General features: G+C 66.5%; 15 protein-coding genes. 7 read left to right on the top strand and 8 right to left on the bottom strand.

The annotated features are described in order from the left end of the window. Positions 1-9: 9 nt before the first annotated feature. The gene (ispH, locus tag AC3WON_RS15120; protein ID WP_010810967.1) at positions 10-1,023 is read right to left on the bottom strand and encodes a 4-hydroxy-3-methylbut-2-enyl diphosphate reductase; all 1,014 of its coding nucleotides are present in this window, start codon (positions 1,021-1,023) and stop codon (positions 10-12) included. Between the two features lie 201 nt (positions 1,024-1,224). Between ispH and hpnA the strand changes: the two genes are divergently transcribed. After that, positions 1,225-2,226, top strand: coding sequence for a hopanoid-associated sugar epimerase (gene hpnA, locus AC3WON_RS15115; protein ID WP_492352146.1), 1,002 nt, complete (start codon positions 1,225-1,227; stop codon positions 2,224-2,226). A 16-nt stretch (positions 2,227-2,242) separates the two neighbouring features. Here the strand turns inward: hpnA and AC3WON_RS15110 are convergent, their stop codons facing one another. The 5 genes from AC3WON_RS15110 to AC3WON_RS15090 all read right to left on the bottom strand — a co-directional run bounded on the left by AC3WON_RS15110 (position 2,243) and on the right by AC3WON_RS15090 (position 8,229). After that, on the bottom strand, positions 2,243-3,391 hold the full coding sequence (locus AC3WON_RS15110) for a glycosyltransferase (RefSeq protein WP_492352145.1): 1,149 nt from the start codon (positions 3,389-3,391) through the stop codon (positions 2,243-2,245). A 9-nt stretch (positions 3,392-3,400) separates the two neighbouring features. Next, on the bottom strand, positions 3,401-4,390 hold the full coding sequence (locus AC3WON_RS15105) for a ferritin-like domain-containing protein (protein WP_492352144.1): 990 nt from the start codon (positions 4,388-4,390) through the stop codon (positions 3,401-3,403). Positions 4,391-4,470: 80 nt separating this feature from the next. Then, complete coding sequence (locus AC3WON_RS15100; RefSeq protein ID WP_010810971.1) at positions 4,471-5,850, bottom strand: amino acid permease; 1,380 nt, start codon at positions 5,848-5,850, stop codon at positions 4,471-4,473. 258 nt (positions 5,851-6,108) lie between these two features. Beyond that, on the bottom strand, positions 6,109-7,218 hold the full coding sequence (locus tag AC3WON_RS15095) for an alkene reductase (protein ID WP_492352143.1): 1,110 nt from the start codon (positions 7,216-7,218) through the stop codon (positions 6,109-6,111). A 108-nt stretch (positions 7,219-7,326) separates the two neighbouring features. Beyond that, positions 7,327-8,229: a LysR substrate-binding domain-containing protein gene (locus AC3WON_RS15090; RefSeq protein ID WP_492317206.1), complete on the bottom strand. Its 903-nt coding sequence runs from the start codon at positions 8,227-8,229 to the stop codon at positions 7,327-7,329. Positions 8,230-8,332: 103 nt separating this feature from the next. Between AC3WON_RS15090 and dkgB the strand changes: the two genes are divergently transcribed. Then, entirely contained in the window at positions 8,333-9,136 is an 804-nt protein-coding gene (dkgB, locus tag AC3WON_RS15085; RefSeq protein WP_492352142.1) for a 2,5-didehydrogluconate reductase DkgB, read from the top strand. Between the two features lie 7 nt (positions 9,137-9,143). Continuing rightward, positions 9,144-10,265 (top strand): alkene reductase, encoded by a 1,122-nt coding sequence (locus AC3WON_RS15080; RefSeq protein WP_492352141.1) that lies wholly within the window; start codon positions 9,144-9,146, stop codon positions 10,263-10,265. A 61-nt stretch (positions 10,266-10,326) separates the two neighbouring features. On the opposite strand, the gene AC3WON_RS15075 is transcribed toward AC3WON_RS15080, so the two are convergent. Together AC3WON_RS15075 and AC3WON_RS15070 are read right to left on the bottom strand one after the other, a co-directional pair. After that, on the bottom strand, positions 10,327-13,743 hold the full coding sequence (locus AC3WON_RS15075) for an adenylate/guanylate cyclase domain-containing protein (RefSeq protein WP_492352140.1): 3,417 nt from the start codon (positions 13,741-13,743) through the stop codon (positions 10,327-10,329). Positions 13,744-13,843: 100 nt separating this feature from the next. Further along, the gene (locus tag AC3WON_RS15070) at positions 13,844-15,049 is read right to left on the bottom strand and encodes a CaiB/BaiF CoA transferase family protein (protein ID WP_492352139.1); all 1,206 of its coding nucleotides are present in this window, start codon (positions 15,047-15,049) and stop codon (positions 13,844-13,846) included. A gap of 90 nt (positions 15,050-15,139) precedes the next feature. Here AC3WON_RS15070 and AC3WON_RS15065 point away from each other — a divergent pair, with 90 nt between their 5' ends. Genes AC3WON_RS15065 through AC3WON_RS15050 form a run of 4 tightly spaced genes read left to right on the top strand, consistent with a single transcriptional unit; the run spans position 15,140 to position 19,216 of the window. Then, positions 15,140-16,279, top strand: a complete 1,140-nt coding sequence (locus tag AC3WON_RS15065; protein ID WP_492352138.1) for an acyl-CoA dehydrogenase family protein — start codon at positions 15,140-15,142, stop codon at positions 16,277-16,279. Positions 16,280-16,287: 8 nt separating this feature from the next. Then, positions 16,288-17,433, top strand: coding sequence for an acyl-CoA dehydrogenase family protein (locus AC3WON_RS15060; RefSeq protein WP_492352137.1), 1,146 nt, complete (start codon positions 16,288-16,290; stop codon positions 17,431-17,433). Then, positions 17,426-18,208: an enoyl-CoA hydratase/isomerase family protein gene (locus tag AC3WON_RS15055; protein ID WP_492352136.1), complete on the top strand. Its 783-nt coding sequence runs from the start codon at positions 17,426-17,428 to the stop codon at positions 18,206-18,208. Before AC3WON_RS15060 ends, AC3WON_RS15055 begins: the two co-directional genes overlap by 8 nt. A gap of 45 nt (positions 18,209-18,253) precedes the next feature. Beyond that, complete coding sequence (locus AC3WON_RS15050; protein ID WP_492352135.1) at positions 18,254-19,216, top strand: tripartite tricarboxylate transporter substrate binding protein; 963 nt, start codon at positions 18,254-18,256, stop codon at positions 19,214-19,216. The last annotated feature ends 196 nt before the right edge of the window (positions 19,217-19,412 follow it).

Raw genomic sequence — 19,412 nt, 5'->3', positions numbered from 1 at the left:
TGGTTGGGTTCAGCCGGCGATATTCTCGTTGGCGGTGGCCGGTGCGGCCGCGACTGCGGCGGGTTCCTTGCCGGCCTTGCGCGGGGCCGATTGCGGCTTAACGTCGGCCAGTTCGGGCGGCAGCCGGAACTCGGCATGTTCCTCGCGCCCGGCCATGGTGGTGACATCCACCGGGCCCAGCCGGCGCAGCGCGTTGATCACGTCCTCGACCATTTCCTCGGGGGCGGAGGCGCCGGCGGTGATGCCCACCACGTTGGCGTCGCGCACCCAGGCGGGGTCCAGCTCGGCGCCTTCGGCGATCAGGTAGCTGGGCACGCCGCTTTCAGTGCCGATCTCGCGCAGGCGGTTGGAGTTGGAGCTGTTGGTCGCGCCGATCACCAGGATCACGTCGGCCAGCTTGCACAGGTCGCGCACCGCGCTCTGGCGGTTCTGCGTGGCGTAGCAGATGTCGCGCGTATCGGGACCGACCAGGTTGCTGAAGCGGCGCCCGAGCGCGGCGATGATATTGCGGGTGTCGTCCACGCTCAGCGTGGTCTGCGTGACGTAGGCGACCGGGGTGTCGGCGGGCAGGTCCAGCTGCGCGACCTCGGCCTCGTTCTGCACCAGGATCACCTTGCCCGGGATCTGGCCCATGGTGCCTTCCACCTCCGGGTGGCCGGCATGGCCGATCAGGATCACGGTGCGGCCGCTGGCCGCGTACTGGCGGCCCTGGGTATGGACCTTTATCACCAGCGGGCAGGTGGCGTCGATGGCATGCAGCTGGCGCTGGCTGGCATCGGCGATGACCTCGCGCGAGACCCCGTGCGCGCTGAAGATCGTCACGGCGCCGGTCGGGACTTCGTCCAGTTCTTCGACGAAGCGCGCCCCCTTGTCCTTCAGTCCCTCTACGACGTGCTTGTTGTGCACGATCTCATGCCGCACGAACACCGGGGCGCCATGCTTGACGAGGGCGCGGTCGACGATCTCGATCGCGCGCACCACGCCAGCGCAGAAGCCCCGGGGCTGAGCAAGAATCACCTGCATAGAGTAAGCCCCCCGACCCTTTGCAACGGGTTTCAGTGTTTGGGATGGCGGGACAGGAAATGCACCGGCATCCACCGGAGATCCACCGCAGATCACATTTCCGTCGCACGGTGGTTACTATATACCCGACACGCCGGCTTTGTCTGGCGGGGGGGGGGGGGGGGGGGCCAAAGCGCCTCCGCCTCACGGGAAAACGGGTTTATGACGATAAACGATGACGTGCTGGTGACAGGCGCCTCGGGCTTTCTCGGCTCGGCGGTGGCGCGCAGGGCGCTGGCACGCGGCTTCCGGGTGCGCGTGCTGGTGCGCCCGCAAAGCCCGCGCACCAACCTGGCCGGGCTGCCGGTGACCGTGGCGGAAGGCGACATGCGCGACCCCGGGGCCGTGGCCGCCGCGCTGCAGGGCGTGCGCTACCTGTTCCATGTGGCCGCCGACTACCGGCTGTGGGCGCCGGACCCCGAGGACATCGTGCGCACCAACGTCGACGGCACCCTGGCCGTGATGGAGGCCGCGCAGCAGGCCGGCGTCGAGCGGGTGGTCTATACCAGCAGCGTGGCGACGCTGCGCGTGGCCGGCGCGCGGGCGCCGGTGGACGAGACCGCGGCGCTGCGCCCGCACGAGGCCATCGGCGCCTATAAGCGCAGCAAGGTGCTGGCCGAGCGCGTGGTGGAAAAGCTGGTGGCCGAGCGCGGCCTGCCGGCGGTCATCGTCAACCCGTCCACCCCGATCGGCCCGCGCGACGTGCGGCCCACGCCGACCGGGCGCATCATCGTCGAGGCGGCCACGGGCAAGATCCCCGCCTTTGTCGATACCGGCCTGAACCTGGCGCATGTGGACGACGTGGCCGAAGGGCATTTCCTGGCGCTGGAACGCGGCCAGGCCGGCGAGCGCTACATCCTGGGCGGCCAGGACGTGATGCTGCAGCAGATGCTGCGCGACATCGCGCAGCTGTGCGGCCGGCGCCCGCCGACGGTGCAGCTGCCGCGCTGGCCGCTGTACCCGCTGGCGTACGGGGCGGAAGCGGCGGCGCGCTTTACCGGCAAGGAGCCGTTCATCACTGTGGATGGACTCAATATGTCCCGGTACCGGATGTTCTTTACATCAGACAAGGCGCGCCAGGTGCTGGGCTATCAGCCGCGGCCATACCAGGAGGGTTTGCGGGACGCGCTGGAGTGGTTCCGGGCGCAGGGGTATCTCGGCTGAGGGCGGCAGCGCGCGCTCAGGACCGCACCGGCGCCTGTGCCCGGCCCTTCCACTGCCCGCCGCGCCGCAGCCAGTTGCGCCGTGCCGAGTCGATGGTTGCCCCCAGGTAGAACAGCGCCGTGACCGGCAACAGCGGCGCCAGCCACGCCGGCTGCCGGTATTCGCGCAGCATCGGCAGGTAGGCCAGCACCATCGCGCCCCACGCCAGCCATGCCGGCCACAGCCGCCAGCCTCCGGCCAGCGCCAGCACCGGCGGCAGCAGATAGGTAATCACCATCCCCGACACCGCGCCCGCCAGCAGCAGCGGCGAGTAGCGCAATTGCGTATAAGCGCTGCGCGCGATCATGTCCCACAGGCTGCGCCAGTCGTTGTAGGGCCGCAACGACACGCTGTCGTCGGCCAGGTCCAGGCGGATCGCGCCGCCGGGCTTGATGTGCGCGGCCAGGCTGCAGTCGTCGATCAGCTCGCCGCGGATGGCGGCAAAGCCACCAATGCGCGCCAGCGCCGCGCGGCTGGCCAGCATGCAGCCGCCGGCCGCGGCGGCCACGCGGCTGCGGCCATCGCGCACGCGGGCGAAGGGGTAGAGCTTGGCGAAGAAGAAGACAAAGGCCGGCACGATCAGCCGTTCCCAGGCGGATTCGCAGCGCAGCCGCACCATCAGCGAGACCAGGTCGCGCCGTTCGTGCTCGGCGCGCGCCACCAGCGCGGCCAGCACGCCGGGGCCATGCCAGATATCGGCATCGGTCAGCCAGACGTAACGGGCCTGCGCGGCGATGCGGTCGGCAGCGGCCAGCCCTTCGGACTGCGCCCAGACCTTGCCGCTCCAGCCGGCCGGCAGCTCGCGTGCGCCGATCACGGTCAGCCCACGCGCGCGCGCGGTGGCCGCGGCGGCGGCGCGGGCGATATCGGCGGTGCCGTCCTGGCTGTGGTCGTCCACTACCACCAGCGCCAGCCGGCCCCGGTAGCGCTGGCCCAGCACGCCGGCCACGGCGCGGCCGATCACCTCGGCCTCGTTGCGGGCGGGGATGACCGCGACCACCTCCGGCCAGGCCGCGGGATCCGGTGCGGCAGCCGGCTTGCGCACGCGCCAGAAGCTGGCGCGGGCAAAGATCAGCACCAGCCAGACCGCCAGCGACAGCAGCGACAACGCCAACGCAAGGTGCATGGGCAGGCCCTACTTGACGAAGCGCCGCGCCAGCCGGGCCAGCCGCGGCACGGTTTCCGGGCGCAGCAGGCGCGCGTCGTAGCCGGCCATGCGCCGGTCGTTCTCGGCCAGGCACAGGTCGATCATCGCGCCCGGCGTCAGCGCCTCGGCCAGCGCCGCCGAGCCGTTCATGGTGAAGTTGGCGTCCTGGGCCACGCCGTCGGTGTCGATGCCGCGCGCGATGCCGATGCGCTCCCAGACCAGGAAGGCCCACACCCGCGCCACCTTCAGCGCAAACAGCGGGCGGCGCCACCACGGCAGGTTGCGCCGGTACCACGCGGCCCAGTTGACGAAGAACAGGATATGGCGGCCTTCCTCCTGGATCACCGGCTCGAAGGTCTCGACCAGCTCGGCGGGGAAAAAGCCGGAGCGCCTGGCCGCGGCGAACAGGCCGAAGGCGAAGAAGCTGTCGATGCACTCGCTGTAGCCGGTGACCAGCCAGCCCCATTCCGGATCGTCCGGGGGCGGGTAGTCAGGCTCGGGCGCGAGCGCGATGCCGTAGGCCTCGACCAGCTTTGACAGCACTACCTTGTGGCGCGCCTCTTCGCCGCCGTCCATTTCCAGCGCGCTGCGCAGCAGCGGGTCGCTGACGGTCTGGGCAAAGGTCTTGACTCGGATCGAGGCGCGGCCCTCGGTCTGCACGGCGATATCCCAGATCGGCAGCGAGGTGACGCGGTGCAGGGCCTCCGGCGACAGCTTCGGCCAGTCGATCACGGCGGGTTTGTAGGGGTTGTGGGTCTGCAGCAGCATATTGCAGAACATCTGCAGGTGCTGCGCGGAGCCGATGCGCACCGGCCCCGCGGTGGGGTCGGTCCAGTGGCGCATGGCATGGTCGGCCTGCTCGACGGCAGTGCGCGCGACCATATCGGCAACCGCGATGGCGCGGGCCTCGGCATCGGCGGCGCTGTTGCGCGGCGGCGCGGCCGCCGCGTTGCCAGCAACCTCAGTGGTTTCGGACATTCGGCCCCCTGGCGTTGGATTGCCCGGGAGCCATTGTAGCGAGGCGCGCCGGCCGGCGCACCCCGCTGGCTACGGCAAGGTCAGGCGCGGTAGCTGACCGGCCCGCGCGAACGCATGTCCAGGGCGTAGTAGCACACCGTCAGCAGCACCAGCCAGCCCGGGCCCACGTACAGCGCCACGCGGGTCTCCGGGAAGTAGGCCATCAGCGCCACCACCAGCGCCAGGAAGGCCAGCGCGATGTAGGAGCCATAGGGCCAGAACGGCATGCGGAAGGCCAGCGCCTTGCGCTCGGCCGCCGACAGGCTGCGGCGGAACTGGATCTGCGTGACCAGGATGATGGCCCAGGTCCAGACCGCGCCGAAGGTCGAAATCGCCGTCACCCAGACGAAGACCTGCTCCGGCACCAGGTAGTTGAGCAGCACGCCGCACAGCAGCGCGGCGATCGACACCAGCAGCGCGCGGCGCGGCACGCCATTGCGGTCGACCTTGGCAAAGGCCTGCGGCGCCTGGCCCTGCTGCGCCAGGTTGTACAGCATGCGCCCGGTGCTGAAGATGCCGCCGTTGCACGACGACAGCGCCGCGGTCAGCACCACGAAGTTGATGATGCCGGCGGCGGTCTTGATGCCCAGCCGCTCGAAGGTCAGCACGAAGGGGCTGCCCTGGGCGCCGATCTCGTTCCACGGGTACAGCGACAGGATCACGAACAGCGCGCCCACATAGAAGATCAGGATGCGCCAGAACACCGAGTTGATCGCGTCAGGAATCGACTTCTTCGGATTGCGCGCCTCGCCGGCAGTCAGGCCGATCATCTCCACGCCGAGGTAGGCGAACATCACCATCTGCAGCGACATCAGCACGCCGGAGGCGCCGTTGGGCATGAAACCGCCGTGCGCCCACAGGTTGGAGATGCCGGTGGCGATACCGCCGTTGCCAAAGCCGAACACGATCATGGCGCCGCCGCCGATCAGCATCAGCACGATGGTGACGATCTTGATCATGGCGAACCAGAACTCGAACTCGCCATAGGCCTTGACCGCCATCAGGTTGACCGAGCCCATTGCCGCCAGCGCGGCCAGCGCCCAGATCCAGCGCGGCACGTCGGGGAACCACATGCCCATGTAGATGGCAACGGCGGTGATCTCCGCCACGCAGGTCACCAGCCACAGGAACCAGTAGTTCCAGCCGGTCAGGTAGCCGGCCAGCGGGCCCATGTGGTCCTGCGCGTAGCGGCAGAACGAGCCGGCCACAGGGTTGTGCACGGCCATCTCGCCCAGCGCGCGCATGATCAGGAAGATCACCGCGCCACCGATCAGGTAGCCCAGCATGATGGCGGGGCCGGCCATCTTGATGGCATTGCCGGCGCCAAGGAACAGGCCCACGCCGATGGCCGAACCCAGCGCCATCAGCCGGATATGGCGTTCGCCCAGGCCGCGTTGCAGATGTTCTGCGCTTGCACTCATGTGTCGTTGTCTCCGTGTCATCTGAAAGGCCGCGCCGGCCTTCGTGGGGCCGGCGGGAGCAGCTATTTTCTCGTCCGCGCGGGCCGCAAACGGAAAATAGCGGGCAGGTTAATCAGATAGCCGGGATATTTGTTGCTGAATTCGTGGTGAAAATCAGGAAAAATTGCTGGCGACGGGAGCGGCGATACCCGTGCGCGCAATCGTGTGGCTCGATGGCCTGAGCGCCGCGTGAAGCTGCGCGATGTGGTCTGGCGCAGTTCAGGCTGCGGCGGCGCCGCCGTAGGCGGGATAGTCCGTGTAGCCCTCGGCGCCGCCACCGTAGTGGTGCGCGCGGTCCGACGAGGCCAGCGGCCAGTTGTTCTCAAGCCGGGTAACCAGGTCGGGGTTGGCGATGAACGGCTCGCCGAAGGCGGCAATGTCGATCAGGTCATCGGCAATCAGCTGCTCGGCGCGTGCGCGTGTCATGCCACCCGCAAGGATCAGCGCACCCGTGAAGCGACGACGGAACCTTGCCAGGAAGTCCGCCGGCGTGGCCGAGCTGCCGCGCGTGCTCTGGTCCATGAGGTGGACGTAGGCGATGTTCCGCTTCGAGAGTTCGTCGGCCAGGTGGAGATAGGTTTGCTCCAGCTCGGGGTACTCGGCCATGTCGCCCAGTCCGCCATAGGGAGACAGGCGGATGGCCGTGCGATGCGCGCCGATCCGGGCTGCCACGGCGTCGATGGCAGCCAGTACAAAGCGGGTACGGCCTTCCAGCGTGTCGCCACGGAATTCGTCGGTGCGGTCGTTCACCGTCGGGTTCAGGAACTGTTCGATCAGGTAGCCATTGGCACCGTGCAGTTCCACGCCGTCGAAGCCGGCGGCGATCGCATTGGCCGCGGCTTCCGCGAAATCGGCGATCACGCCGTAGACCTCACCGCTGGCCAGCGCGCGCGGCGCGGACACGTCGACCGCACCGGGCGTGCCGTCGGCGGTATAGCCCCAGGCCTTGGTGTTCTTCGCAACCTGGCCGGTTGCGCTGACCGGCTGGATGCCGCCGGGCTGGATCGAGACGTGGCTCACCCGGCCGACGTGCCAGAGCTGCGTGAAGATCGTTCCGCGCTTGGCATGCACCGCGTCGGTCACCTTGCGCCAGCCTTCAACCTGTTGCGGCGTGTAGAGGCCCGGATTGAACAGGAATCCCTGCGCGCTGGGCGAGATCACCGTGCCTTCGGTCACGATCAGGCCGGCGTCGGCACGCTGGCCGTAGTAGAGCGCGTTGAGATCGTTGGGCACCCCGTCCGGGTTGCGCGAACGGGTCAGCGGCGCCATGGCGATCCGGTTGGATAGCGTTTGCTCGGCCATGGCAAAGGGCTTGAAGAGGGGGCTCATGTGTGCTCCAGGGAATGGGTTTCGATGGAGCGCAGTTTGCCTGGTTCATCTTTGCAGATTAAGCCGTGTATCAGTCAAATACTTTTGATTTTGCATCAAATATGAAAACTAGCTCTCGAATGCCTTCTGCCCGAGCACCTTGACCACATACTCGACAAAGCAGGTGATGCGGGACGCCAACGCGGTGTTGCGATAGTAGACCGCGTTGATCGACTGGCGCACATCGAGGGTCTGTTTCGCAAACAGCTGCACCAGCCGCCCGTCCTGCCGATCGTCGCGCGTCATGAAGTCCGACAGGCAGGCAATGCCCTGGCCGTTCAGGGCCAGGCTCCTGAGGGTCTCGCCGCTGGACGAGGCGATGGTTGGCTTGATATGCAGCACGCTGCCGTCGTCGTCGCGCAGCGGCCAGTCGTTCAGCGATTCCGGTTGCGTGAAGCCCAGCAGCGCATGCTGCGCGAGCTGCGCCGGTTTGGTGGGCGTGCCGTGGCGCTTCAGGTAGCCGGGACTGGCCAGGATGCGGATGCGGCTGGTGCCGATGGGGCGCGCATGCAGCGTTGAGTCCTTCAGCTGGCCGATGCGGAACGCCACATCGGTGCGCTTTTCGATCAGGTCGATGATGCCTTCGTTCGAGTTGAGTTCCAGTTCCACTTCCGGGTAGCTGGCGCGAAAGCCCTCCAGCAGCGGCACGATCACATGCAGCATGAACGGCGTTGCCGCATCCACCCGCAAGCGCCCAACCGGCCGCAGGCGGCGCGCCGCGATCTGCTCTTCCGCCTCGTCAACCATCGCCAGGATGGCGCGGGCGTGTTCCAGGAATGCCGCCCCTTCCTCGGTCAGCTCCAGCCGCCGCGTGGTTCGCCGCAGCAGCGTGGTCTGCAGCTTTTCCTCCAGCCGGCCAAGGGTGCGGCTGGCGGCGGAGACCGTCAGCTTGAGCTGCTCGGCGGCCGCCGTGATCGAGCCGGTGTCCACCACGGCGGCAAAGGCCAGCAGTTCGTCGATGGTCGTCTTCATTGTTGATTTTAAATCAAATGAATTTCCCTTATACACGGCTTTATCCGCAAAGGTAAGGGCGGCAAACTGCGTGCATTCGAGTTTCCTTCAGAGGTGTTGCACCATGAGCGTTCCTTCATTTGGTGTTGGTACTTTCCGCCTGACCGGCCAGGCCGTGATCGATTCGGTGCGCAACGCGCTGGACCTGGGCTATCGCGCCGTCGATACGGCACAGATCTATGGCAACGAGGCCGACGTCGGCCAGGCTATCGCCGAGGCCGGTGTGAAGCGCGACGAACTGTTTGTGACCACCAAGATCTGGACGGCGAACTACGCCGCCGGCAAGCTTGTGCCAAGCCTGCGCGAAAGCCTGGACAAGCTGCGCACCGACTACGTCGACCTGACCCTGATCCACTGGCCGGCGCCGGGCAATGGCGTGGCGCTGCCCGAATACATGGCGGCGCTGGCCGAAGCCAAGGCGCTGGGCCTGACGCGGCAGATCGGTGTTTCCAACTTCAATATCACGCTGACGAAGCAGGCGCTCGATGCGGTCGGCAAGGGCGAAATCGCCACCAACCAGATCGAACTGAGCCCCTATCTGCAGAACCACAAGCTCACCGCGTTCCTGAAGGAGCAGGGCATCGCCGTGACGTCGTACATGACGCTGGCCTACGGCAAGGTGCTGAAGGACCCGGTGCTGGCGCAGATCGCGGACAAGCACCGCGCTACCGTCGCGCAGGTTGCGCTGGCATGGGCGCTGCAACTCGGCTATGCGGTGATTCCGTCGTCGACCAGGCGCGAGAACCTGGCCAGCAACCTGCTGGCGCGCGACCTGAAGCTCGACGCCGACGACATGGCGCAGATCGCCGCGCTGGAGCGCAACGGCCGCGAGGTCAGCCCCGAGGGCCTGGCCCCGGCCTGGGACTGAGGAGGCCATGATGTCCGATACACGCAATCCGCTGTTCCGGCCGCATTCGCTGGGTGCCCTCTCGCTGCCCAATCGTATCGTGATGCCGCCGATGACGCGCTCGCGCGCAAGCCAGCCCGACGACGTGCCGAACGAACTGATGGCCGAGTACTACGCGCAACGCGCCAGCGCCGGCCTGATCGTCAGCGAGGGCACCTGGATTTCGCCGCTCGGCAAGGGTTATGCGTGGACGCCCGGCATCCACACGCCGGCGCAGGTCGCCGGCTGGCGCAAGGTCACCGCTGCCGTGCATGAAGCGGGCGGGCGCATCTTCGCGCAGCTCTGGCACGTGGGCCGCCTGAGCCATGTCAGCCTGCTCGATGGCCACGCGCCGGTGTCGTCGTCCGCCATCCAGGCGCACGGTGTGAACGTGTTCGTTGCCGAACCGGATGGCAAGCCGGGCTTCGTGCAGGCATCCCAGCCGCGCGCGCTCAAGGTGGAAGAGATCCACGCCATCGTCGACGAATTCCGCCAGGCCGCGCGCAACGCGATGGCGGCCGGCTTCGACGGTGTGGAACTGCACGCGGCCAACGGCTATCTGGTCAACCAGTTCATCGACTCGGAAGCCAACAACCGTACCGACGAATATGGCGGCTCGCTCGCAAACCGCCTGCGGTTCCTGTGCGAGGTGACGCAGGCGCTGATCGAGGGCACGGGCAGCAAGGACCGGGTCGGTATCCGCCTGGCTCCGCTGACCACGCTCAATGGCTGCGTCGACGCCGATCCGGAAACCACCTATACGGCCGCGGCAAAGCTGCTCGGCGAGCTGGGCGTGGGCTACATCCATATCGCAGAGGCCGACTGGGACGATGCGCCGCATATGCCAGCCGCATTCAAGCAGCGGCTGCGCGAGGTGTATCGGGGCACGCTGATCTACGCCGGCAAGTACACCGCGGAACGTGCGCAGGCCGCGCTGAACGAGGGATGGGCCGATCTGATTGCCTTCGGCCGGCCGTTCGTGGCCAACCCCGACCTGCCGGAGCGCCTGCGCGCTGGCGCGACGCTCAACCCCCCTGACCGCGACACGCTGTTTGGTGGTGGCGCACGCGGGCTGACCGACTATCCCGCACTGGCCGCCAACGCGGCCTGAGTGGAAATCAGGAGATTCAGAATGAAAACACTGGCGCAAAGCGCCCCTGGCCGCGAAATCGTCATCGACGGCATGCCGCCACGACGTCGCGCATGTCCGCGCTGTCCAGCCCTTCGGTAAACGCGCTGCGGATCTGGTCCAGCAGTTGCCTGGCCGGCTCGGGCCTGCCCTGGCGTTGCCAGAGCCGTGCAAGGCTCAGTGAGGCCCGCAACTCCAGCGACCTGGCATTCTGCTTGCGGGCTACCGCGATCGCCTGGTGAAAGCACGCTTGCGCGTCATCTTCAGACAGAAGGCCATCAGAACGGCAGCCGTGAAGGATCATCTCGCCCTTGATCCGATGCCACTCAGCTTCGCAATAGTGCTCACCGGTCCCTTGCACCGCGTCTTGCGCTTCGGCTAGCGCGTCCAGGGCCGCATCGACCTGTCCCATGCGTGCGTAGATCTGCGCCAACAGTTGCTGGAAGTGCGATTGCCCCAGCGCCGCGCCCGTGGCGCGGTACGCCGCCAGCCCCTGGCGCATCTGCGCGATGCCTTGCTCATGCTGCCCTTGCTCGGCCAGCGCCCAACCGCGCAGGAAGGTCGACCAGGCAAGCCACACGGGGAAGCCCTGCTCGCCTGAGAGCGCGATGGCCGCGTCGGCGCACTCGAGCGTGAGCCTTGGGTCGCAGCGGAACTGGTGCAGCTCGGCCGCCAGGCAGAGGCCATGCGCGAGACTGAAGGGATGGCACAGCTGCCGGGCCAGCGTGAGCGAATTCCGTGCTCGCTTGCAGGCCTGGTCCGGATAGCCGAGATTCCACAGGACCAATGCCGAAAAGGATAGCGCCCGTGACTCCGGGTCGACGCCATGCATATTCACATGGACGTGATCCGGTTTGGCGCCATAGAGGGCGAGCGCATCTCGCAGGTGGCCATCGGAGGCCCTGAACTTCCCGCAGTAATACAAGGTCGTGGCGAGCGAGACATGGGCCTCGCCCAACAGCTCCGGGTCCTGCGACTTCCTGGCCTGGGCAAGCAGTTGCTTGCCCAGCTGGTAAGCCTTGCGATGCTCGGCGCGCAGGGAGAAATACGTGCGCAGGCCGACTAGCGTGGGAAAGAGCTGTGGGGTCTCCCCAACCTCGCCGCACAGCGCCAGGGCACGGCTGTAAGTGGCTTCGACCTCGGACGAGGCAAAGCCCCTGGCGGCGATCAGCGCCGGCCCGATGGCAAGGCGCAGCGTGAGTTCCTGGCGGGCGCGTTCGGGCGAATCGGGCTGGCGCTGGAGCAATTCCAGCGCGGCATTCAGGTGGCGGATCGCTTCGTGGTACGCGGAGCGCTGCACTGCCTGCTGGCCGGTGCACTGCAGGTACTCGACCGCCTTCGGCTCATTGCCGCTCAGGCTGTAGTGCCGGGCCAGCTCGCTGTAGTGATCCTTCAGCTGATGCTGGAACAGGGCTTCGATTGCCTGCGCCGTGCGCTGGTGCAGCGCGGTGCGCTCTTCGGTCAGCAGCGAGCTGCCGGCGACTTCCTGGGTCAGCGCATGCTTGAACATGTACTCCGTATCCGGGAATGCGGGCCGCTCGTAGATGAATTCGCCGGCCTCCAGCCTGGCCAGCAGCGGCTGCAACTGTTCCTCCGGCTGGGAGACCACGCGCTGGATCAGGCTCAGGGAAAACTCCTTGCCGATCACGGCAAGGCTCTGCAGCAAGTCTTTCTCGGCGCTGGGCAGCCGGTCGATGCGGGCGGCCAGCACGCCCTGGACCGTGGTGGGAATATGCAGCGCGATCGGGGTCTGCTCGATGCGGTAGTGGCCAGGTACGCCGAGCAGGGCCTTCTCCTCGGACAAGGTCTGCACCACTTCCTCCATGAAGAAAGGATTGCCCTCGGTCTTGTCCAGGATGAGCCGCTTGAGCGGCATCAGCGCGGGATCGTCGCCAAGCAGCGCGGCGAGCAGTTCCTGGGCCTCGGCCTGGCCCAACGGATCGAGCCGGAGCTCGGTGTAGCCGTCCAGCTGATGCCGGCCATGCTGGTACTCGGGCCGATAGTTGAGCAGCAGCAGGATCCTGGCACCTGGCAGGTGGCTGGCGAGGACATCCAGGAACGCCTCGGTCTCGCTGTCCAGCCATTGCAGGTCCTCGAAGACCAACTTGAGCGGCTGGTTGTGGCTCTCGCGGACCAGCAGGCGCGTGATCGCGTCGAACGTGCGCTGGCGCCGGATGCGGGGATCCATGTTCGGCAATGCCGAACCCGGCTCGCTGATGCCCAGCAGGAAGAGCAGGTAAGGCAGCAGCTCTTCCAGCGTGCGGTCCAGCATCAGCATCCTGCCTGCGACCTTCTCGCGGCACCTGCGCTCATCATCGAGCGGCTCGATCTGGAAATAGTTCTTCACCAGGTCGATCAGCGGCAGGTACGCGAACGACTTGCCGTGCGACACCGAGAAGGTCTCAAGCACCATGCAGCCGCGCTGCGACAGCACCTTGAACTCATGGAACAGCCGTGACTTGCCGACCCCGGCCTCGCCGACCACGCCCACGATCTGCCCGTGTCCCGCCTTGGCCCGCTCCAGCGCGTCACGCAATTGCGCCAGCTCGCCCTCGCGGCCTACGAACTGCGCCAGGCCTCGGCGTTGCGCCACCTGCAGGCGCGTGCGCAACACGCCCAGGCGCAGCACCTCATACACGGCAAGCGGCTCCCGAATGCCCTTCACCTGGGTCGCGCCCAGGGCCTTGAAGTCGAAATACCCCTCCGTCAGCTTGCAGGTCGCCTCGCTGACCAGAATGGAAGACGGCGTGGCGATGCTTTCCATCCGCGAGGCGATGTTGATCGTGTGTCCTACCGGATCGTAGTCGGTATGCAGGTCGTCCCGGCGGATGGACCGCACCACCACCTCGCCGGTGTGGATGCCCACCCGGATCTGGAGCGGTATGCCTTGCTCCAGGCGGATGCGGTCGCCGTGGCGGCGCATCGCTTCCTGCATCCGCAGCGCCGCATACAGCGCGCGCTGCGGGTGATCTTCATGCGCGATGGGCGCACCGAACAGGGCCAGTATGCCGTCGCCCAGCGACTTGGCGACATAGCCTTCGTAGTGGTGCACGGCCTCCATCATCAGCGCGATCACGGGATCGATCAGGCGGCGCGCTTCTTCCGGGTCCAGGTCATGGATCAGCGCCGTGGAGCCCGCCATGTCGGCGAACAGCGCCGTGATGGTCTTGCGCTCGCCGGCGGTCGCGCCGCTGGCTTCCATTGCCGCCTGCTGCGCCAGGATGCGTTCGACCAGGTGGCGTGGGGTGTAGTCGATGGGAGCGGGCGCCGCCGTCGGCTGGTTTTCATCGGAAGGGCCGGCAGTCGGTAAGGTCAGCGATGCGCCGCATGCGGTACAAAACCTGTCGGCCGAACCCGAGTCGTGGCCACAGTGCGGGCAGCGTCGGCCCAGTCGCGATCCGCAATCCTTGCAGAACCTCGCGTCAGGAGGGTTCTCGGAACCGCAGTTTGTGCAATGCATATTGACCTCGTCACTTCAGGTCCCTTCTCTGGATGATTAGACGCTTTCTCCACTTTGGGATCAATGGGCGGCAGCCTGGCCGTGTTTTTCAGGTTCGGCTTCAATTCGAACATTTCACGGACCTGGAACCCAAGACCCGCTCGGTATCCTCGCCGAGACGAGGGGCAGGCTTATGGATGGAAGCAGGCGTCCTGGAGAACAGGGCCGTCGGGCGGGTGGTTACCACGTCGCCTTCGGTGGGGTGCGTCATGGTCTGGAACAGCCCGGTGCTTTGTACCTGGGGATGGGTCTGGATGGTGTGGATGGAATACATTTCCGCGACCGGGATATCCATCTCGCGGCACACGTCCATCATCTCCTTTGTGGTGTACTGCGCGGTAATGTTGCGCAGCTCCGCATAGATCGCCTGGATGTTCTTGTTGCGCTCGATCCGGCTGCTGATGTTGAACTGTTCGATGAATTCGCCGCGCCCGAAGCGGTGAAAGAAGGCCTTCCAGTGCTGCTCCGTATAGGGCAGCAGGGCGATGTACCCGTCCCTGGTGGGCGAGGGCTTGCGGCCGCCCTTGAGCAGGCGCGCATAGCCGGCGTCGCCAATGGGCGGCTGAAAGCCGTGGCCGCCCAGATGCTCCGTCATCGTGAAAGCGACCATGGTCTCGAACATCGGCACTTCGACGTACTGGCCTTCGCCGGTGCGGACCTTGTGGACGATCGCGCCCAGGATGGCGTTGGCCGTGGCCAGGCCCGCGATCTTGTCGGCCAGCAGGGTGGGCGGGTAGTCAGGGACGCCGCTTTCGTGTCCCACCAGATGGGCCAGTCCGCAGGCGCCCTGGATGATGTCGTCGAATGCGGGCTGGCCGGCAAACGCGCCGCCCTCGCCAAAGCCGGTGGCGGCGCAGTAGACGATGCCCGGGTTGATCTGCGCCACCGCATCGTAGCCGAACCCCAGCCGCTCGATCGCCTTGACGCGGATGTTGTGCACCAGCACGTCGCAGCGGCCGATCAGCTGGCGTAGCTGCGCCTTGCCTTCTTCCGTCTTGAGGTCGATGCACACCGAACTCTTGTTGCGGTTGATATTCATGAAGGTGGAACTCATGCCGGGCGTGCGGCTCACGCCGTTCGCACGCATCAGGTCGCCCTCGGGCGGTTCAACCTTGATCACCTCGGCGCCATAGTCCGCCAGCACCTGGGTGGCGACGGGACCCAGTACCACCGCGGTCAGATCCAGTACGCGGATACCGGCAAGAGGGCCTCGGGGAGCGGTGGCGTCCGGCTCCTTCTGGTCGTTCGTCATGTCGCTTGCGTTCATGGTTGCCTCGCTTCTCATCGTTATTACCTAGAGCAGATTCGTTGTATCCACTCTATAGTTTTGCTTGTCAGCAAGCAAGTAAGGATAAACATGGATACGTTGCACATCACGGTCGGGGACCTGCCACCCAAATGCGAGGCGCTCCGGCAGGAGGCACGAGCCTTTGCCAGGGAGCACATCACAAAGTATTCACGCGTCGAGCGGGCGCACAACTGGGCCGGCCGCGACCCGGATTTCTCCAGGAAGATGGGCGAAAAGGGGTGGCTCGGCATGACCTGGCCAACCGACATCGGCGGCGGCGGAAAGAGCATGCTGGAGCGCTATGTGATGCTGGAGGAACTGCTGGCCGTAGGTGCCCCGATGGGCGCGCACTGGGCCGCCGACCGCCAGATGGGGCCGCTGCTCATCCGCTACAGCCGCGACCAGCTTGCTCCCAAAATCATTCCGCAGATCCGCCGGGGCGAGGCCTTCATTTGCATCGGCATGAGCGAGCCGGACTCGGGCTCGGACCTCGCTTCCATCCGTACCCGCGGCACCAAGGTTGAAGGCGGCTGGAAGATCAACGGCCGCAAGGTGTGGACCTCGGGCGCGCACCATGCGCACTACATGGTGGCCCTGGTGCGCACCAGCGAACGTGGCGATGACCGCCACGCCGGCATGAGCCAGATCTTCATCGAGATGGACCGCCCCGGCGTGACGGTGCGGCCCATCGTCTCGCAACTCGGCACGCGCATCTTCAACGAGGTGATCCTCGACGATGTGTTCGTGCCCGATGACCACCTGGTGGGCGAGGAGGGCAAGGGCTGGAGCCAGGTGATCAATGAACTGAAGTACGAGCGATCGGGCGCGGAGCGCTTCCTGAGCAGCACGCAACTGCTGCTGGAGATGCTCGATGCGGCGCAGGCAGGCAACCGCCAGCAGGCCGTGGCCATCGGCAAGGTGATCGCGCGCTATGCCACCTTGCGCCAGATGTCGCAGGGCATCGCGCTGATGATGGCCGAGGGGCAGGACCCGTCGCTGGCCGCCTCCATCGTCAAGGACCAGGGGGCGCTGCTGGAGCAGTCGCTGCCCGACATTGCCTACGAGGTATTCCCCGACCGGCTGGGGGATGGAAGCGAGTTCGACCAGGTGCTGAACCTGGTGACGCTGGCGGCGCCATCGTTCTCGCTGCGAGGAGGGACGAGAGAGATTTTGCGCGGAATTATTGCGAAAGGACTGGGGCTGCGATGAGCGACAACATGATTGAAGAAACCGTCAAGCGACTGCTGGCCAACGAGGTGAGCCGCGAGCTGCTGACCGCTGTCGAGGCCGGTGAATTTGCCGGCGCACTGTGGCAAGCCATCGCCGACGCCGGCATGACCAAGATTCTCTGCCGCGAGGCGCATGGCGGCATCGAGGCCTCGTGGCCGGAAGCGTTGTCCCTGTTCTACCAGGTCGGCTATACCCAGGCGCCGGTGCCGCTGTCGCAGGCGGTGGTGGGGCAGTACCTGGCATCGCGCAGCGGGCTGGACCTGGCGGCCGACGGCGTGTTCGCGCTGGCCGCCGGCGCGCAGACGCGGGCACTGGCACTGACCGGCAATGAGGCGGGGACGCCCGCCACCCTCACCGGCACGATGACAGCGGTGAAGTGGGCGCGCCATGCCCATTGGCTGGTGGTGGAGGCGGCAGGCCACGTCTGCCTGGTGGATGCCAGGGGGACTGGCGTGCGGGTGGAGCCAAAGGCCGATGCCGCATCGCTGCCGGCCGACACGGTGGTGCTTGACCATGCCCCCGTGGCGCATGTGCTGCCTGCTGGCATTTCCGGGCTGAGCCGGCCGCTGGAAGTGTTCTACGCTGCCACCACCGCCGCGCAGCTGACCGGCGCGCTGGAATACGCGCTGGACCTGGCGGTGCAGTATGTGAAGGACCGCGTGCAGTTTGGCAAGCCCATCGGCAAGAACCAGGCTATCCAACAGCAGCTTGCCGTGCTGGCCGGCGAGGTGGCCTGCAGCTACGCGGCTGCGACCACGGCGCTGCGCGATCTGCCCGCCATGCAGGAGGACAGCGCGCCCCAGGCTGAATTCAGCGCCGCCGTAGCCAAGGTGACGGCCAGCGACGCGGTGCGCACGGGTGCCTCGATTGCGCACCAGGTGCATGGCGCCATTGGCTTTACCCACGAATACCCGCTGAACTTTGCCACCCGGCGCTTGTGGGCCTGGCGTGCCGAGGCCGGCAGCAGCACCGAATGGGCAGAGCGCCTCGGCCAGGCGTTCATCCAGGCAGGCTCGGATCAGTTCTGGCCGCACCTGACCGCGCGCACCCTGCCGTCGGCGGATGCCCCGGCAACGCCGGCTGACCCCCAAGCCCGACCCACGCATGCAGAAAGGACCGCCACCCATGTCTGAGACGCCGAACCAGGCCATCCTGACCAGCCGCGACGGCCATGTCGCCATCATCGAGCTGAACCGCCCGCCGCACAATTTCTTTGATGTGGAAATGATTGCCCGGATTGCCGACGAGCTGGACCGGCTGCAGGCCGACAAGACCTGCCGTGCGGTGCTGCTGCAGGCGGGCGGCAGCGCGTTCTGCGCGGGGGCGGATTTTTCGCGGCGCAATGGCGCTGAGGCGCCGCGTAGCGCCTCGCGCATTAATCCCATCTACCTGGAGGCACTGCGCATCTTCAGTTTCAGCAAGCCGATTGTGGCCGCCATCGAGGGCGCGGCCGTGGGTGGCGGCCTTGGCCTGGCGCTCGCGGCGGACTTCCGGGTGTCATGCGCAGAGGCCCGGTTCTCGGCCAACTTCAACCGGCTCGGGATTCACCCTGGCTTCGCGCTCTCGTACACCCTGCCTTCGCTGATCGGCAAGCAGATGGCGGCGTGGTTGCTGTACACCGGCGCCCGCGTGGATGGCGCCCGCGCCAGTGAGCTGGGGCTGGTGGACTTCATCGTCCCCAAGGCGGAGGTGCGCACCGCCGCGATGGCACTGGCCCGGGAAATGGCCACTTCATCGCCGCGTGCATTGCAGTCCACCCGCCAAACCTTGAAGGCGGACTCGCTCAGCCACATCCGCAATGCCATCTCGCGCGAGAGCGCGGAGCAGGCTACCCAGTTTGCGGGGCCGGACATGGCCGAGGGCGTGAAGGCCATGGTCGAAAGGCGGCTGCCAGTCTTTGAAGACTGAATCCGGCCAAGGCCAATCCATTTCGATATACAGGAGACAAGCACCATGCAACGGAGACAATTTGGCGCCACGCTGCTGGCTGGCGCGGCAGCGTTGGGTTTCCCCTACATCGCCCGGGCGCAGGGCAAGGTGATTCGCGTCATCGTGCCCTTCACGGCGGGCAGCGGCTCGGACGAGGGCGCGCGCTTTTACGCGGAGCTGATCTCCAAGGCGCTGGGACGCTCCATCGTGGTCGAGAACAAGCCGGGGGCCAGCGGCCTCATCGCCGTGCGCACTGTGCTGGCGGAACCGGCGGACGGCAACACCATCCTGCTGGGCAGCAACTCGCTGATCGCGGTGAACCCGGTGATGGTGAAGGACCTGGGCTACGACCCGTTCAAGGACCTGGTGCCGCTGCACGGCCTGGCGATCTCCGCCGCCGCCTTTGTGGCCGGCAACGACTCACCCTACAACAGCATTGCGGATGTGGTGGCCCGCTACAAGGCCACGGGCAACCCGATCTCGATCGGCAATTATTCCGAAGGCTATCGCCTGGTAGGCGAGTGGCTGGCGCAGGTAACGGGTATCAAGACCACGCCCGTGCCCTACAAGGGCGGAGCGCCCATGGTGACGGACCTGATCGGCAACCGGCTGGACATCGCCCTTAACGACATCACCGGCATCGCCCCCATGGAAAAGGCCAAGAAGCTCCGCGTGCTCGCCATCACCGGCGGGGCGCGCGACAAGCTGTTGCCGAATGCCCCGACGATGAAGGAACTGGGCTACACGGACTTTGAATCCTACGTGTGGTCGTCCTTCTCGATGAAGGCCGGCACCGCGCAGGACAAGCTCAAGGCGCTTGCCGCAGCGATTTCCGCCGCGCAAGGGACCGAGGCGGCAAAGGCATACCAGTCCAAGCGCGCGGGTACTTTTTTGAACAAGGCGCTCGGCGAATTGGGGGAATTCCAGCGTGCGGAATACCTGCGCTTCAAGCGTGTGGCGGAAAAAGCCAATATCCGGCCGAGTTGAGCGCCTGGCCTTACTGCTGCGCCGGAAACTGCGCACGCAGGGGCTTGTGTCGACGCAGTTCTGGAACGTGGCCCTTTCGCTTCGGTACAATTTGAGCTGCCGTGCAGCTCCGCGTGAATGGATCCAAACCCTGTTCAACGCAAGCCACAACGGCGCCATGGACCATTACCACTGCTTCGAGACATAGCCGGCCGAT

The sequence above is a fragment of the Cupriavidus sp. FW305-46 genome (assembly GCF_058787075.1).
The sequence above is the reverse complement of the archived record's forward strand: the minus strand, read 5'-3'. Positions and strand labels throughout refer to the sequence as shown.